Raw genomic sequence first — 15,008 nt, 5'->3', positions numbered from 1 at the left:
CCCGGTCAAAGTGTCAGGCCGGTGGCTTCGTCAAACCCGAGGGCGATGTTCATGTTCTGCACCGCCGCGCCGGACGCCCCCTTGCCAAGATTGTCAAGCCGCGCCGTCAGCCAGAACTGGCTGGCATCGGCATTGGCAAAGACGAACATCTCCAGATAGTCACTGCCGGCAAGCGCGGACGCATCAAGCATCAGAGCGGCCGTTTCCGGATCAACTGCACGCGCCGCACCCATACGCAAAAACTGCGTACCTTCATAATGTGCTGCCAGAACATCATGGAGGTCGGCCGGTGACACGGATTTCGAAAGCTGCGCTGCATGCAGCGGCAGATGCACCAGCATGCCGGCATAGAAGGACCCAACCGATGGCATGAAGATCGGCGGCGTTTTCAGCCCGGCATAGCGCGTCATTTCGGGAAGATGCTTGTGCGCCAGCGCCAGCCCATAGGCACCGTGAGGCGGCAGATCGCCATTTTCATGGCGGGCAATCATCCCCTTGCCACCGCCGCTGTAGCCGGACACGGCCGGCGCGGCGAGCTTTGCGTCTGCCGACAGCAGGCCGGCATCGACAAGCGGTCTGACAAGCGCCAGAAATCCGGTCGGATAGCAACCGGGGTTGCTGATCTGGCGCGCGGTGGCGATGTGGTCGCGGACGTCATCTGCAAGTTCGGGAAACCCATAGGCCCAGCCATCGGCAGTCCGGTGGGCCGAGGACGCGTCGATCACCCGTGCGCCCGCTTCAGCAGCCATCACCGCCGATTCCCGCGCCGACTCGTCAGGCAGGCAGAGGATCGTCAGGTCGCAGTCACCCATCATCGCACGCCGCGCCGCCGCATCCTTGCGCCGCGCGTCATCAAGCAGGACGGGGTCTACCAGCGGATGCGCCAGCAGCCTGTCATGCACCTGCAGGCCGGTTGTACCGGCCCCGCCATCGATGAAAATGCGATAGGTCATCGCGATTTCATAAACAGAATGGCCGCCCCATGCAAGGATGGTTATAAGGATGATTATTGGGACGGCCCGGTGGTTGAAACGCCGCCCTTCACCCTATATCTGGGAAGCGTTATGAGCACTGTTGATGAACATCTGATTTCCGAACTCCTCGACGCCGCGCGAGCTGCCGGCGCCGATGGAGCCGACGCCGGAGTGGCCCGCAGCGAGGGCACCTCGGTTTCCGTCCGACTTGGCAAGGTCGAATCAAGCGAGAGATCCGAGGAGGTAAACGCCGCCCTGCGGGTCTTTGTCGGCCAGCGCAATGCGTCGGTTTCGACAAGCCAGCTTGACAGCGAGAGCATCCGTACGCTGGCGGCGCGCGCCGTCGCGATGGCAAAAGTGGCCCCCGAAGACCCCTATGTCAGACTTGCCACCGCAGATGAGATCGCCACCGAGATCCCACAGATCGACATCTATGACCCGGACATACCTTCGGTTGCGCATCTGACCGAGACCGCCACGACGGCCGAGGCAACGGCCCTCGCGGTTGACGGCATCACCAATTCCGAAGGGGGCTCGGCAAGCCACGGCGTGACGCATGTCATGATTGCGACCACAAACGGGTTTGCCGCCGATTATCGTCGCTCGTCACAAGGCATTTCGGCGGTCGTGATCGCGGAAAAAGACGGTGCGATGGAACGCGACTATGACTACACGGCGGCCGTGTTCGGCGAGGATCTGGACGCCCCCGAAGAGGTTGGCGCCAGCGCCGCCAGCCGGACACTGGCCCGGCTTGGCCCCCGCAAACCACAGACAGGGCAATTCCCCGTGGTCTATCACCAGCGGGTTGCCGGATCGCTTGTCGGCACGCTTGCCAGCGCCATTAACGGCGCGGCGATTGCCCGCGGCACAAGTTTTCTCAAAGACAGCATGGATACACAGGTCACCAGCGCCGGCCTGACCTTCATTGATGACCCGCTGCGCCCACGCGGCATGTCGAGCCGGCTGTTCGATGGTGAAGGCCTGCCTGTCAGCCGCCGCGCCATGGTCGAGGACGGCATGCTGAAAAGCTGGTTTCTCGATATCGCCTCGGCAACCAAGCTTGGCCTGACACCCACAGGCCAGGCGGCGCGCGGCATGGGAAGCGCACCGGCACCGGGAAGCAGCAATTTCTATCTGGAAAACGGTGATATGAGTTTTGACGAGCTGATCGCCGACATCACGGACGGGTTCCTTGTCACCGAGATGATGGGAAGCTCTGTCGACATGATCACCGGTGACTACAGCCGCGGTGCCGGCGGTTTCTGGATCAGCAATGGCAAGGTTACCTATCCGGTCGCCGAGGCCACGATCGCCGGCAATCTGAAGGACATGTTCATGGCCATCACCCGTGCCGATGATATCGATATGCGGCGTGGCACCGCCGCGCCGTCATTGCGGGTCGAGGGCATGATGGTGGCCGGATCATGAGTTTTGCCGCCCCACCCGGCGCGCGTCGCGGGATGCGTGACTGGATGGAACTGATCTTCAAGGATCACGGCTTTCTGCGGATCTGGTGGCACAATCATCACCTCGTCGCGCCCGGCATGTGGCGATCGAACCAGCCGGGACCATCGCGGATCCACGCCGCCGCCGCCAGCGGCATCAGGACAGTGATCAATCTGCGCGGCCCGCGAAGTGACGGCGGCTGGCAGCTTGAGGCCGAGGCCTGCAAGGCGGCCGGCATCACGCTGCTGGATTTCACCGCGCGATCCCGCGCCGCGCCCGACAAGGCGATGCTTCACGCGGCGCGCCAACTTTTTGCCGAAGCACAGCTTCCGGCGCTGATGCATTGCAAGTCCGGGGCCGACCGTGCCGGCCTGATGTCGGCGCTGTATCTTCTGATTGTCGAACACAGGCCAGTCCGCGAGGCGGCGGCACAGCTTGCCTGGAAATATGGCCATGTGAAACAGGCCAAGACAGGCCTTCTGGATGCGTTCCTGGCGGCCTATGCGCCGTATGAAGATCAGGGGATGGCGTTCTTTGACTGGGTCGACAATATCTACGACCCCGAAGAGGTGACAAGGAATTTCCAGGCCAGGGGATGGGCCGTTCGCCTGACCGACAGCATCCTGCGCCGCGAATAGGCCTGAACCAGCTGCCTAGCCGCCCAGTGATTGCAGGCGGCACAACCGCGCATACAGACCATCAGCCGCCAGCAACGCATCATGCGTGCCCCGCTCGACGATGCCACCGTCTTCCATCACCAGTATCATGTCGGCATCGCGAATTGTTGACAGCCGGTGGGCGACGACAAGCGTTGTTCTGCCGGATTGCAGACGCAGCAGCGCCGCCTGAACCTGTTGTTCCGATGCCGCATCCAGTGCCGCTGTGGCTTCATCAAGAAGCAGGATCGGCGCATCCTTGAGCATGGCCCTGGCAATCGAGATGCGCTGTCGCTGCCCCCCGGACAGGCGGTTGCCCATCGCACCGACCTGAGTGTCATAACCATGATCCAGCGCCATGATGAAGTCATGCGCGGCTGCCGCCTTTGCCGCCTCTTCAATGTCCTGGCGCCGCGCGTCGGTGCGGCCAAAACCGATATTGGCGGCGATCGTGTCATCGAACAGCACCGCATCCTGACTGACCAGAGATATGTTCCGGCGCAGGCTGTCCAGTGTCACCCCGGCGATATCGGTGCCGTCGATCATGATCGCGCCACCGGTAAGGTCAAAAAAGCGCGGCAACAGATTGATCACCGAACTTTTGCCAGCGCCACTCGGCCCGACGAGCGCCACGGTCTCGCCACGACGAGCGGTGAAACTGACATCGCGAAGCGCCGGCGGCGCTTCCTGAGATGCGGTGTCGTAGGCAAAGCTGACAGCATCAAAGCTGATCGTGCCCGCCACCTTGCCAAGGTCGGTGGCACCGGGCCGGTCGGCAACAAGCCGTGGCCGATCAAGCAATGACAGCACACGTTCCGCAGCGGCAAGCGCCTCCTGGGTCACGGCGTTCAGCGTGCCAAGCCCGCGCACCGGCTGTACAAGAAGGATCAGGGTGGTGATAAAAGCGATGACATCGCCAACCTGAAGCAGACCATTGGCAACCCGCCAGCCAGCCAGCGCGACGACGCCGCCGACCGCCACACCGCCAACCACCTCGAGTATCGGGTCGATCTTGGCACGGCCGGTAAGCAGCCCGACAAGCCGTTCATACAGGCCGTCAAAGGCCGATTTCGTCCGCGCGATTTCTGCCGCTTCACGCTGATAGGCCTTGATCATCCGCGCACCCTGCAATGTTTCTGCAAGGAGCGAGGTCACATCCTCCATATGTTCCTGCAGATTGCCGGAAGCGCGTCGCTGCCGCGCCCCAATGCGGATGATGGGCTGCATCGCCAGCGGATAGACCAGCAGAACGATGATGGCCATCAGCCAGTCGAGCCACAGCATCGCCCCGATCAGCACGATGATCGTCAGCAGGTCACGCACCAGATTGTTGGCAAGCCGCACCGCGGCCTCGCGAACCAGATTCAGGTCATTCATGATCCGCGACATGAAGGCGCCTGCCGGTTCGCGTGACAGCACCGCCAGATCGGCATCGATCAGCGTCCGCGCCATGTCCTTTTGCAGATCGGTCGTCACCCGCAGCGCCAGCGCATTCACCTGCACGGTCTGGGCAAACAATGCCAGCCCCTTGACCAGTGCCAGCACAATGATGGCGGGCGGCGCCAGCCAGATCACCTCGGCCGCGCGTCCATCGGCCAGAGCATTGAAAATATACCGTGTCAGAAGCGGATAGGCCGAGGCGGAACCCGCGACAACCGCCATCAGCGCGAAGGCGACCAGCAGACGTCCAAGATAGGGTCGCACCCACCCGCGCCACAACCGCAGCAGAATGGCGCGGCTGTCCGGCGCATCATGGTTCGGCATATTCGTCTGCGGATCGGGAGTCGAAGTCGTGGTCAAGAAAGCAATCCTGTTCTGCCCTGCGGTGACCCCGATCTGCCATGCGCCGTCAGGTTCAACATCATGTCTTCGCCACCGACTGGCTGGCCAGCACCGCGGCAACAACATCAAATGCCTGTGCTGCCGTGATGCGGGCAATGGCCCCCGGCTCACCAAAGCGGCCATCCGGTTCGGCAATCGGTATAATCACATCACTATAGTCCAACGGTCGGGATTGCGCAAAAATACCTGCCGCCGGCCGACCACAGGCAGCGGCAAGGTTCAGCAGGCTGGAATCATTGCCGACAAACAGCCGCGCCGCATTGATCAGGGCAATGGCCTCGTCGAGCGGTGCCGTATTTGCGATCAGATCGCCGGGTGCCGCCGGATCGGTGCGTATCGTATCGATGATCGGCTGTTCCGAAGGCGCACCCATCACGACAATCCGCAGGGATGGCGCAACATCCTTTATCCGTGCTGCCAATTCCGCAAAATGGGATGAAGGCCATTTGCGCTCTTCATCCATCGCGCCAATTCCCATCACCACCATGTCGCGAAGCCCTTCAGAAGGGACACCAAAGGCCGGGATGCCGACCTGATCGCACCAGAGGTCGGCGGCCTGCTGTGCGGTGGCCGTCGGCGGCATGCGCCATTCCGGGCTGGCCAGCCCGAACCCGTTCATCTCCGCGAATCTGGCAAGCTTGCGGGTCGGATGCTCGTAACGCGCCTCACGGTCAAGGAAGTCACCGCGATTCAGCCACCGCCGGCTGCCGCCAATGCCATAACCCCAGCGATTCCGGATGCCGGCCAGCCGGGCCGCCATCGCATAGGTGGCGCTGTGATGCAGTATCAGAACATGCTCAGCCTGGCTGCGCCGAAAGGCCGCCGCAAGCCGCAACAACCCTGCAGGACCATCATGCCGTCCCTTGCGGCCGCGCAGCGAGCGTTCGATCGACAGCCATTCGACAATGCCCTCGGTTCCGGCGAACAGGACTGGTGCCTTTGCCGTCGGCTTGCAGGCAAGGATGACATCGAAATGCGCCGCAAGATGATCGATCCAGGGTTTGTGCCAGACCATGTCACCAATACCGACAAGCGGCTGCACCACAAGCAGACGCGGGCGCACACCGCCACTATTTGCCATTAGGTCGCGCTGCAACGCCATGATCAGAGGCCCCTTGTCGGATCGCAAAGGCGGGTGATGTGCAATCGGCCGCCCCTGTCAGCTGGACGGCCACCGGCTCGCCGGTTATAACCGCAAGGCTGGCTTGGGGAAACCGTAATCAGTTCAGGTACCCGTTATCGTCACCGAGCCAAAGCGATACGGAATCTGGAACTGGACCCATGACATGCATTTTATTCACCCCGCCGGCGGCTTTTGTTTCCGGACCAGCCCGACCCGTTATGCTGAAGCGCTTGATAAGAACCAAGATCGGCCTGTTCTGCCTCAGCTGGATAGCTGCGTTGATTGTTGCTGCACTGATGGCAACGGTACGCTGGCGAACTGACAATCCTGACGGCCTGCGCAGCCTGCTGGCGGATCATGACGGATTCATCCTCGTCTTCTGGCATGAGCATATCCTGTCGATGCCTTGGCTTTGGCCACGACGTCACCCCATGACAGCGCTGCAATCACCGCACCCGGACGGCCGGATGCTGGCGCATACGGTCAATCATCTCGGTGTCAGAACGGTCTGGGGAAGCTCGAACCGCAACGCGCTGTCAGGGCTTCGCGGGCTGAAACGCGTTCTTGACCGGGGCGGCATCACCACCATCACCCCGGACGGTCCGCGCGGCCCGGCCCGACGCGCCGCGATGGGGCCGGTTGCGCTGGCACACCTTTCTGGCAAGCCCATTGTGCCTGTTGCCTGGGCAACAGACCGTTTCTGGCGCGCGCCGGGATGGGACGGCATGCGTATTCCAAAGCCTCTGTCACGCGGCGTTCTGGTTGTTGGCGACCCCATCGCGCCGCCAGCCACCGGGGATCGCTCGAACATGGAAGCACAGCTGAAAAGACTGGAAGCCGCCATGAATGACACGGCACGGACGGCGGACCGTCTGGTCGGCGCGGCGGATGGTCGGAGATGAGCGTGCCGGCAAGTTACAATCTGATGTGGCGGCTGGCACGCCCGGCGATTCCCGTCATCTTGAAACGCCGCGTTGCCGCCAGCAAGGAAGATCCGGCACGAATTGACGAGCGGTATGGCAGGTTTGATCACCGGTCCGACATTCCCCCATCACCGATATGGATCCATGCTGTCAGCGTTGGTGAAAGCGTTGGTGCGGTGGCGCTGGCGCGGGCGCTTCGCGCGCGGCGTCCCGATATCCCGCTTCTTGTCACGACAAATACCGTTACCGCTGCGGCGCGCATCGCATCACAACCTGCCGATCTCGGGCTGACACATCTGTTTCAGCCGCTTGACCATCCGGATATGGTTGACGGCTTTCTGCGCCATGTAAGGCCGCGCGGGGCGCTGTTCCTCGAATCCGATTTCTGGCCCAACCTGATCACCCGGACAGCGGCGGCAAACGTGCCTGTGGCACTTGTCTCCGCACAATTGTCAGACCGCGCCTTTGCCCGATGGACACGGCAGCGCAGACTTGCCAGCGCCGTCTTTGGCGCTGTCAAACTGGCGCTGGCAGTTGATAGCGAGCAGGCGCACAGGTTCGGCAAACTGGGCATGAACCCGCAAAATGTGCATGTTGGCGGGTCGCTGAAGCTGCCGCCGGCCATCGGCACTGTCGATGAAGGTCTGGTGTCAATGCTGGGACAGGCGGCAGGTGGCAGACGCATCCTTCTTGCCGCCTCGACCCATGATGGCGAGGACGGGGCGATTATTGACGCCGCAGCGACGCTTGGTGACAGCTGGTTTACCATCATCGCGCCGCGACACCCCGACCGCGGCGGTGCGGTGGCGTCACAATGTGCGGCTGCCGGTTTTGACGCGGCACAGCGAAGCACCGGCAGGGCCGCAGCACCCGGCGACAGCATCTATATTGCTGACACGCTTGGCGAGATGGACAGTCTTTTCAGCGTTGCCGACATCGTCTTTCTTGGTGGGTCACTGCAACCGCTGGGAGGACACAACCCTGTTGAACCGGCGGCATATGGGCTGCCGATCATCACCGGGCCCCATATTTACAAGAATCGCGCCGAATTCGCCGGATTGTCCGCGGCCGGTGTGGTCAGTGAGATTGCCGATGCCGGGGCGCTGGCTGCCGTGGCAAGGCAGGTCACAGACGATTCGGACAGGATGACACGGATCGCGCAGGCGGCGCGTGACTATGCGGCGCGGGCTGGTCAGCGGCCCGAATTCGCGGCAGACTCCTGTCTTGGCATTATCGAGGGAACAGGCAGCACAGCATGATGAAGACGCCGGCATTCTGGAGTCATCGCGGCATTGCCGCCATCTCGCTGTTGCCTGTAAGTCTGCTATGGCGTGCGGGCAGCGCGCTGAAACAGATTACAGCGCGTCCCGTCACGCCGTCGATTCCCGTCATCTGCGTTGGCAATCTGACAGCTGGCGGCACAGGCAAGACCCCGCTTGTCGGCTGGCTTGCCGACAGGCTGACCGAACGTGGCTGGACACCGGCAATTCTCAGCCGTGGATATGGCGGCAGCGCCACCAGACCTGTCTGGGTCGATCCAGCCGAACATGATGCGGACACTTGCGGTGACGAGCCGCTGATGCTGGCCGACGGGCGGCCGGTGATGGTGTCGCGTGACCGGGGCGCCGGCGCCCGCGCCATAGCTGCCGGTGGCACCCATGATGTCATCATCATGGATGATGGCATGCAGAATCCGACGCTGCGCCGCACCCTGACAATCGGTGTCTTTGACGGCGGCAGTGGCATCGGCAATGGCTGGTTGATGCCGGCCGGACCTCTTCGCACGCCCTTTGCCAACGGGCTGGCCGAGCTTGATATGGCGGTGATCAATGGCGATGACGAGACCGGGTTGACAGGGCGCATTGGCGATGCGGCACCGGTGTTCGCGGCCATGCTGCGCCCCGAGGCCAGCGTCATCGAATCCCTTGCCGACACGCCGCTTCTGGCCTTTGCGGGCATTGGCCGACCAGCCCGGTTCTTTGCCAGCATCGAGGCAATCGGCGGCCAGATCGCCAAGAAACTGTCATTTGCCGACCACCACCCCTATTCACAGCAGGATCTGGCACAGATTCAGGAAGACGCACAGCGTTATGGTGCCCAGATGATCACCACCCAGAAGGACTGGATGCGGCTTCCGGCCGACTGGCGCGCCCGTGTCATCATGCTCCCCGTCAGCGTGGAAATGCCTGGAGACATCGCCTTTCTCGACGCCATTGAGCAGCGGCTTGCCGAGGCCGGCTTCAAGGGGGTCATGCATGGGTGATCCATCTGGCGATACAGTCGCCACCGAGTTTGGCAGGGCTGTGGTCCGCAATGTTCGGAAGATTTTCATCTGGCCTCTGGAAGCCGCACTTGTCGTGCTGATCTTCGGGATTGCGCGTCTGCTTCCCCTGCCCGTCGCCAGCGCCGCCATGGGCGGGTTGTTTGCCGGTCTTGGGCCCCTCACGCCGTGGCAGCGGCGCGCGGCGCGGAATATGAGGCTGGCGATGCCTGAAATGACAGCCGGCGAGCAACGCCGCGCTCTGGCCGGCATGTGGTGGAACCTTGGTCGGGTGATTGGCGAGTTTCCGCATGTTCACAGAATGGTCGGACTTGGCAGGATCGAATTTGAGGGGCTGGAACATCTGCGCGATCTGCAGGGCGGCGCCATCCTTGTTGGCGCGCATATCGGCAATTGGGAGCTTGGCCCCTATGCCGCCCTGACGGAGGGGCACAAGGTGGCCGCGATCTACCGGCCGCTGAACAATCAGCTTCTTTCATGGCTGCTGGCGCGCCGCCAGGCCAATTATGGCGGCGACATCTATCGCAAGGGGCGCGAAGCGGCGCTTGGCATTGTCAGCACGCTTCGCAAGGGACAGGTCATGTGCCTTCTTGTCGACCAGCAGCTTCGCGAGGGGATGGCGGTGCCTTTCTTCGGGCATCCTGCCCAGACATCCATCAGCCATGTCAAGCTGGCCATCCGGAAACAGGTGCCGTTGATCTATATGCGTACGCAGCGGCTCGCGGGCAGCCGTTTCAGGGTCACCATCTCGCCGCCCATTGCGCTCCCCCCCTCGGATGATGATTCATCCGTGCTGGCGGTGGCATCGGAGATCAACCGCACCATTGAAAACTGGATCAGGGAAACACCGGACCAGTGGTTCTGGCCGCACCGGCGGTGGGGAAAGAACATTCAGCCGCCGGCCTGACAGTCACCGGCAGACAGGGTGGCTTGATTCACCGGACAGGTCTCACCCGATGGACAGATCAGATCAGATCAGATCAGACTGTCCTGAGTGTCGGAAGACGGTTTTTTCACTGCCTTGGGCCGCCGTGCCGGCCTTGCCGGTCCCTTATCGGATCCACCTGCCGGATCACCCTCGGCGTCAAGCCTTGCCGTGCGACCGCCATCGGCAAAGCGCACCGCCACCTCGGCGCCCGGCGGCGCCTCGGCAGCACGTTTCACAGGCCGGCCGTCAGGCGTGGTGACAAGAGCAAAACCACGTTCAAGAACACGTTCGAATGAATTGGCCTCAAGCAGGCGGCCCGCCTGGTCAAGCGCCACGCGCCGCCTGTCGAGCTGCATATCGACCAGCTGACCGAGATTCGACCCAAGCGTGCCAAGTCTGGCGCTGACCTCGGTAAAATGGCGCTCCGGCGGCCGCAGCCGCGCCCCCAGATCGGCCAGCCGCAGGGCTGTCGCGGACAGCCGCTGCTGAAGCCCACGCTCCAGCCCGGCAACGGCAAGGTCGACGGCCTGGGCGCGCCTTTCAACCATTTCCGCCGGATTGAGAAGGCCGCGTTCGGCGACACGGAGCGCCTGTGTCGCCCGGTCAAGCCGTTGTGCGATGCCACCACGGATACGCGCCTCGATCTCGGCGATCCGTGACAGCAGATCAGCCCGCACAGGCACCGCCATTTCAGCAGCAGCTGTCGGTGTCGGCGCCCGCTGGTCGGCAGCAAAGTCGATCAGCGTGGTGTCCGTCTCGTGCCCGATGGCCGATATCAGGGGAATCCGGCAATCACACACCGCGCGCACCACCTCTTCCTCGTTGAAGGCCCAGAGATCCTCGAGCGATCCCCCACCACGCGCCACAATCACCAGATCCGGTCGCGGCAGATCGCCCCCCGCCGGCATTGCATCGAAACCGCGGATGGCACGCGCCACCTGCCCGGCCGCATCAGGGCCCTGGACAAGGGTGCCCCAGACAAGCACCCGCACCCCGAACCTGTCGGTCAGGCGATGCAGGATGTCACGGATCACCGCACCGGTGGGGCTGGTCACCACACCAATGACGCCTGGCATGCGCGGGATCGGTTGTTTACGCTCGGCATCGAACAGCCCCTCGGCGGCTAGGCGACGGCGGCGCTCCTCAAGCTGTTTGAGCATTGCCCCTTCACCAGCCATTTCCATGGTCTGGACAACGATCTGGTATTTTGAACGACCGCCATAGATGGTCAGCTTGCCGGTGACAATCACCTCCAGCCCTTCTTCAGGCTGCACCGCCAGTGACCCGGCAACGGTTTTCCAGCACACCCCGTCAAGCGTGCTTCGGTCATCTTTCAGGGTGAAATAGAGGTGTCCCGACGCGGCACGGGTCGGGCGTGAGATTTCGGCCCTGATCCGCACAAAGTCAAACTGGCTTTCAACCGTTGCCTTGAGATGTTGCGCAAGCTCGGTGACAGTCAGGAAAGGTGGCGCGTTGGAACCGGTTTCATTCAGCGACCCGGCGGAGTCAACAGAACTGTCATCATGCATGGGCGGGCCTCTTTCTTAGCAGCTCGATCTTATGCCATATTGTGCGCCGGGCAAACCACCATGCCTGTCATCCACCCGAAGGATCATCCAAAAAGGACCACCTGATGAAAATACTTCTTATCGGCAGCGGCGGCCGTGAACATGCTCTTGCCTGGGCCATTGCCGGATCAGCGCTGACCGACGAACTGATCATCGCACCGGGAAGCGCCGCGATGGCATCGCTGGGCCGCTGTGTCGATGTCGGAGTGGACGATCTTGACGGGATGCTGGCGCTTGCCAACGACATCCAGCCTGATCTGGTTGTTGTCGGCCCCGAGGCACCCCTTGTCGCAGGACTTGTCGACAGGCTGACCGCCGCCGGGCACGCCGCCTTTGGACCGGACGCGAGCGCCGCACAGCTTGAAGGGTCGAAGGCGTTCGCCCGCGAGGCCTGCGCACGATTTGGCATTCCCCAGCCCGGATTCACCGTCTGTCGTGACATGGACAGTGCGATTGCCGCCATCACCGCTGTCGGCGGCGCCTGTGTGGTCAAGGCGGATGGGCTGGCCGCTGGCAAGGGTGTTGTTGTTGCCGACACCGCCGACGAGGCTGTCGCCGCGGCGACCGAAATGCTGGATGGCAGATTCGGCGAGTCCGGCAGGACATTGCTGATCGAAGAGCGGATTGCCGGGCCCGAAGCGTCGCTTTTCGCCTTGATCGACGGACCGAATGCCCTGTTCATGGGGAGCGCGCAGGACCACAAACGCGCCTTTGACGGCGACAAGGGGCCAAATACCGGCGGCATGGGCGCTGTTTCACCGGCACCGCGTCTGACCGAAGCGCTGCAAAGGCAGGTCATGGAACAGATCGTGGCACCACTTGCCACGGGCATGGCGGCTGAAGGCACGCCCTATCGGGGCATTCTCTATGTCGGGTTGATGCTGACCGACAGCGGCCCGCAGGTCATTGAATTCAACTGCCGTCTTGGCGACCCGGAAGCGCAGGTCATCCTGCCCCGGCTGCGCTCCGATCTGGTGGCGGCAATGCTTGCCACCATCGACGGCACGCTTGGGCATCTCTCGCTGCGGTGGGATGATGGCGCGGCGGTAACCGTAGTGATGGCAACAAACGGCTATCCGGGAGAGTATGAAAAGGGAAGCGTCATTGCCGGCACCGACACTGCCTGTGACGGGGATGATGTCATCCTGTTTCATGCCGGAACGACGATTGACGGTGACGGCACCCTGCGCGCGGCTGGCGGGCGGGTTCTGGCGGTAACCGGCCTTGGTAGCGATGTGGCGGCGGCCCGCAGCGCCGCCTATGACGCGGTTACGGCCATCGACTGGCCCGGCGGGTTCTATCGCCGCGATATCGCTGCCGGCCAGGGATAGCGATCAGCGTCGTTCGGCAAAAAAGGCGCGAAGAAGCGATGCCGACTTTGTTTCGGACAGACCCCCGTATATTTCGGGCCGGTGGTGGCAGGCCGCGCTGGCAAAAAACCTGACACCGGCCTCGACCGCGCCAGCCTTGACGTCATGCGCGGCGAAATAGAGCCGCCGGATCCGGGCCAGCGAGATGGCCCCGGCGCACATCGTGCATGGCTCCAGCGTCACCCAGAGATCGCACCCGTCAAGCCGTTCATCACCCCGCACGGTCATCGCCATGTCGAGCGCCACCAGTTCGGCATGCCGCAGCGCGTTCGAGTCGCGCTTCATGCGGTTCTGCGCCAGCGCGATGACAGCACCCGACGGATCGGTCACAGCAGCGGCCACAGGCACCTCTCCCGCCACGCCGGCAGCCTCGGCCTCGGCCAGAATCAGCGCCATGATGTCGGGACGTTCAGAGGATTCGGTCATGCCGTTCTTGTGGCATAGACACCGGCGATTTGCAAAGCGTGGGAATTGCGAGTAACACGAGCCATATGAGCGACAAACCCTCCTTTACCCTCGACGGACCCGCCGCATCGGAACGGATTGCCAAACATATCGCGCGCGCCGGTATCTGTTCACGCCGGGAAGCCGAGAAACGGATCGAAGATGGCCGGGTCACCGTCAATGGCGAGACTGTGACGAGTCCGGCGCTGAATGTCAGCGCCGCCGACAGCATCACCGTCGATGGCAAGCCGCTTCCCACGCGCCAGCCGGCACGCCTGTGGCGCTATCACAAACCGCGTGGCCTGATTGTCACCGCACGGGATGACAAGGGACGCCAGACCATCTTTGACACCTTTCCCGACACCATGCCGCGGGTGCTGTCGGTTGGCAGGCTCGATCTTGATTCCGAGGGGCTGCTTCTGCTGACCAATGATGGCGATCTGGCGCGGCATCTGGAACTTCCCAGTACGGGATGGAGCCGCAAATACCGGGTTCGTGTACAGGGACAGGTTGATCCCGAAGCCCTGCCACGGCTTGCCGACGGCATCACCATTGACGGTATTCGGTATGGAAAGGTGGCAGCCCAGCTCGACCGGCAGATGGCCAGCAACGCCTGGCTGAGCATCGCCATTCGCGAGGGCAAGAATCGCGAAGTGCGGAAAATCATGGAGCATCTTGGGCATCATGTCAGTCGCCTCATCCGGGTTTCCTACGGCCCCTTCCAGCTTGGTGATCTGGCTTCCGGCGCGATTGAACCGGTAAAGCCGCGGGTGCTTGCCGATCAGCTGGGGCTGGTGCCGGAGACGCCAACATCACAGGGCGGAGATGCGGCGCCAACCGCCAACCGCCATCGCAAAAAGCCATTTCGAGGACCACGACATGCGGATCATCGCCGGCCGACATCGCGGCACAAAACTGGCCCAGCCCGGCGGCGCTGACACCAGGCCGACCGGCGACCGGGTGCGCGAATCGCTTTTCAACATTCTTGAAGGCGGTCGTTTCGGTGATGTGCTGCGAGGGGCCATCGTCATTGATGCCTTTGCCGGCACCGGTGCGCTGGGGCTTGAAGCGCTGTCGCGCGGCAGTGCCCAGGCAAGTTTCATCGAACGTGACCAGGCCGCGCTGTCGGTTCTTCGCGCCAATATCGCCCGGCTTGGCCGCGCCGATGACAGCCGGGTCATTGCCGGCGACGCCACCTCGCTGGCCAGATGGCAGGGCATGCCGGCGTCACTTGTCTTTGCCGATGCGCCCTATGGCAGCGGTGACGGACTCGGCGCGGCAGCGCGGCTTGTGGATATCGGGGCTGTGGCAGCAGGTGCGCTGATCATTCTGGAGACCGAAAAATCCGAACAGCCCGACAGCGCGGCGCTGACGGCAGCCGGCCTGACGCAGATGGATGATCGCCGCTATGGTCGGGCCAGACTTCATTTTCTGCAATCCGCCATCTGACGGG

Annotated in this window: 14 protein-coding genes; 9 read left to right on the top strand and 5 right to left on the bottom strand. The window is 62.9% G+C overall.

Features of this window, described 5'->3' with window-relative positions:
• Positions 1–5: 5 nt before the first annotated feature.
• Positions 6–953: an N-acetyl-gamma-glutamyl-phosphate reductase gene (gene argC / locus AB3X55_10410; protein ID MEX0503995.1), complete on the bottom strand. Its 948-nt coding sequence runs from the start codon at positions 951–953 to the stop codon at positions 6–8.
• A gap of 111 nt (positions 954–1,064) precedes the next feature.
• Between argC and AB3X55_10405 the strand changes: the two genes are divergently transcribed.
• On the top strand, positions 1,065–2,402 hold the full coding sequence (locus tag AB3X55_10405; protein MEX0503994.1) for a TldD/PmbA family protein: 1,338 nt from the start codon (positions 1,065–1,067) through the stop codon (positions 2,400–2,402).
• A complete protein-coding gene (locus AB3X55_10400; GenBank protein MEX0503993.1) occupies positions 2,399–3,058 on the top strand; it encodes a sulfur transferase domain-containing protein in 660 nt (219 codons plus the stop codon). The genes AB3X55_10405 and AB3X55_10400 overlap by 4 nt, the downstream gene beginning before the upstream one ends.
• 15 nt (positions 3,059–3,073) lie before the next feature.
• Here the strand turns inward: AB3X55_10400 and AB3X55_10395 are convergent, their stop codons facing one another.
• Positions 3,074–4,876 carry an ABC transporter ATP-binding protein gene (locus AB3X55_10395; GenBank protein MEX0503992.1) on the bottom strand — a complete coding sequence of 601 codons (1,803 nt, stop codon included), beginning with the start codon at positions 4,874–4,876 and terminating at the stop codon, positions 3,074–3,076.
• Between the two features lie 61 nt (positions 4,877–4,937).
• Positions 4,938–6,020, bottom strand: a complete 1,083-nt coding sequence (locus tag AB3X55_10390) for a glycosyltransferase family 9 protein (GenBank protein MEX0503991.1) — start codon at positions 6,018–6,020, stop codon at positions 4,938–4,940.
• A gap of 299 nt (positions 6,021–6,319) precedes the next feature.
• On the opposite strand from AB3X55_10390, the gene AB3X55_10385 reads away from it, so the two are divergent.
• Genes AB3X55_10385 through AB3X55_10370 form a run of 4 tightly spaced genes read left to right on the top strand, consistent with a single transcriptional unit; the run spans position 6,320 to position 10,152 of the window.
• Positions 6,320–6,943 carry a lysophospholipid acyltransferase family protein gene (locus tag AB3X55_10385; GenBank protein ID MEX0503990.1) on the top strand — a complete coding sequence of 208 codons (624 nt, stop codon included), beginning with the start codon at positions 6,320–6,322 and terminating at the stop codon, positions 6,941–6,943.
• Entirely contained in the window at positions 6,940–8,223 is a 1,284-nt protein-coding gene (locus AB3X55_10380) for a 3-deoxy-D-manno-octulosonic acid transferase (GenBank protein MEX0503989.1), read from the top strand. Before AB3X55_10385 ends, AB3X55_10380 begins: the two co-directional genes overlap by 4 nt.
• On the top strand, positions 8,220–9,227 hold the full coding sequence (gene lpxK / locus AB3X55_10375) for a tetraacyldisaccharide 4'-kinase (protein ID MEX0503988.1): 1,008 nt from the start codon (positions 8,220–8,222) through the stop codon (positions 9,225–9,227). Before AB3X55_10380 ends, lpxK begins: the two co-directional genes overlap by 4 nt.
• Positions 9,220–10,152, top strand: coding sequence for a lysophospholipid acyltransferase family protein (locus AB3X55_10370; GenBank protein ID MEX0503987.1), 933 nt, complete (start codon positions 9,220–9,222; stop codon positions 10,150–10,152). Before lpxK ends, AB3X55_10370 begins: the two co-directional genes overlap by 8 nt.
• A gap of 68 nt (positions 10,153–10,220) precedes the next feature.
• Here the strand turns inward: AB3X55_10370 and xseA are convergent, their stop codons facing one another.
• Entirely contained in the window at positions 10,221–11,702 is a 1,482-nt protein-coding gene (gene xseA / locus AB3X55_10365) for an exodeoxyribonuclease VII large subunit (GenBank protein MEX0503986.1), read from the bottom strand.
• Positions 11,703–11,806: 104 nt separating this feature from the next.
• Here xseA and purD point away from each other — a divergent pair, with 104 nt between their 5' ends.
• Positions 11,807–13,072 carry a phosphoribosylamine--glycine ligase gene (gene purD / locus AB3X55_10360; protein MEX0503985.1) on the top strand — a complete coding sequence of 422 codons (1,266 nt, stop codon included), beginning with the start codon at positions 11,807–11,809 and terminating at the stop codon, positions 13,070–13,072.
• Between the two features lie 3 nt (positions 13,073–13,075).
• Here purD and AB3X55_10355 read toward each other — a convergent pair whose 3' ends face one another.
• On the bottom strand, positions 13,076–13,537 hold the full coding sequence (locus AB3X55_10355; protein MEX0503984.1) for a nucleoside deaminase: 462 nt from the start codon (positions 13,535–13,537) through the stop codon (positions 13,076–13,078).
• Between the two features lie 65 nt (positions 13,538–13,602).
• Between AB3X55_10355 and AB3X55_10350 the strand changes: the two genes are divergently transcribed.
• Both AB3X55_10350 and rsmD read left to right on the top strand, forming a co-directional pair.
• Positions 13,603–14,493, top strand: a complete 891-nt coding sequence (locus AB3X55_10350) for a pseudouridine synthase (GenBank protein ID MEX0503983.1) — start codon at positions 13,603–13,605, stop codon at positions 14,491–14,493.
• Positions 14,435–15,004 carry a 16S rRNA (guanine(966)-N(2))-methyltransferase RsmD gene (gene rsmD, locus AB3X55_10345; protein MEX0503982.1) on the top strand — a complete coding sequence of 190 codons (570 nt, stop codon included), beginning with the start codon at positions 14,435–14,437 and terminating at the stop codon, positions 15,002–15,004. The genes AB3X55_10350 and rsmD overlap by 59 nt, the downstream gene beginning before the upstream one ends.
• The last annotated feature ends 4 nt before the right edge of the window (positions 15,005–15,008 follow it).

It is taken from the genome of Alphaproteobacteria bacterium LSUCC0719 (genome assembly GCA_040839025.1).
Classification (GTDB): domain Bacteria; phylum Pseudomonadota; class Alphaproteobacteria; order Puniceispirillales; family Puniceispirillaceae; genus UBA8309.
Note: the sequence above shows the minus strand (reverse complement) of the source record. Positions and strands in the feature narration are given on the sequence as shown.

Excerpts from the sequence above, each read along its gene's own strand:
- argC (MEX0503995.1), bottom strand. The coding sequence starts at position 953 with ATGACCTATCGCATTTTCATCGATGGCGGGGCCGGTACAACCGGCCTG.
- AB3X55_10405 (MEX0503994.1), top strand. The coding sequence starts at position 1,065 with ATGAGCACTGTTGATGAACATCTGATTTCCGAACTCCTCGACGCCGCG.
- AB3X55_10400 (MEX0503993.1), top strand. The coding sequence starts at position 2,399 with ATGAGTTTTGCCGCCCCACCCGGCGCGCGTCGCGGGATGCGTGACTGG.
- AB3X55_10390 (MEX0503991.1), bottom strand. The coding sequence starts at position 6,020 with ATGGCGTTGCAGCGCGACCTAATGGCAAATAGTGGCGGTGTGCGCCCG.
- AB3X55_10380 (MEX0503989.1), top strand. The coding sequence starts at position 6,940 with ATGAGCGTGCCGGCAAGTTACAATCTGATGTGGCGGCTGGCACGCCCG.
- lpxK (MEX0503988.1), top strand. The coding sequence starts at position 8,220 with ATGATGAAGACGCCGGCATTCTGGAGTCATCGCGGCATTGCCGCCATC.
- AB3X55_10370 (MEX0503987.1), top strand. The coding sequence starts at position 9,220 with ATGGGTGATCCATCTGGCGATACAGTCGCCACCGAGTTTGGCAGGGCT.
- xseA (MEX0503986.1), bottom strand. The coding sequence starts at position 11,702 with ATGCATGATGACAGTTCTGTTGACTCCGCCGGGTCGCTGAATGAAACC.
- purD (MEX0503985.1), top strand. The coding sequence starts at position 11,807 with ATGAAAATACTTCTTATCGGCAGCGGCGGCCGTGAACATGCTCTTGCC.
- AB3X55_10355 (MEX0503984.1), bottom strand. The coding sequence starts at position 13,537 with ATGACCGAATCCTCTGAACGTCCCGACATCATGGCGCTGATTCTGGCC.
- AB3X55_10350 (MEX0503983.1), top strand. The coding sequence starts at position 13,603 with ATGAGCGACAAACCCTCCTTTACCCTCGACGGACCCGCCGCATCGGAA.
- rsmD (MEX0503982.1), top strand. The coding sequence starts at position 14,435 with ATGCGGATCATCGCCGGCCGACATCGCGGCACAAAACTGGCCCAGCCC.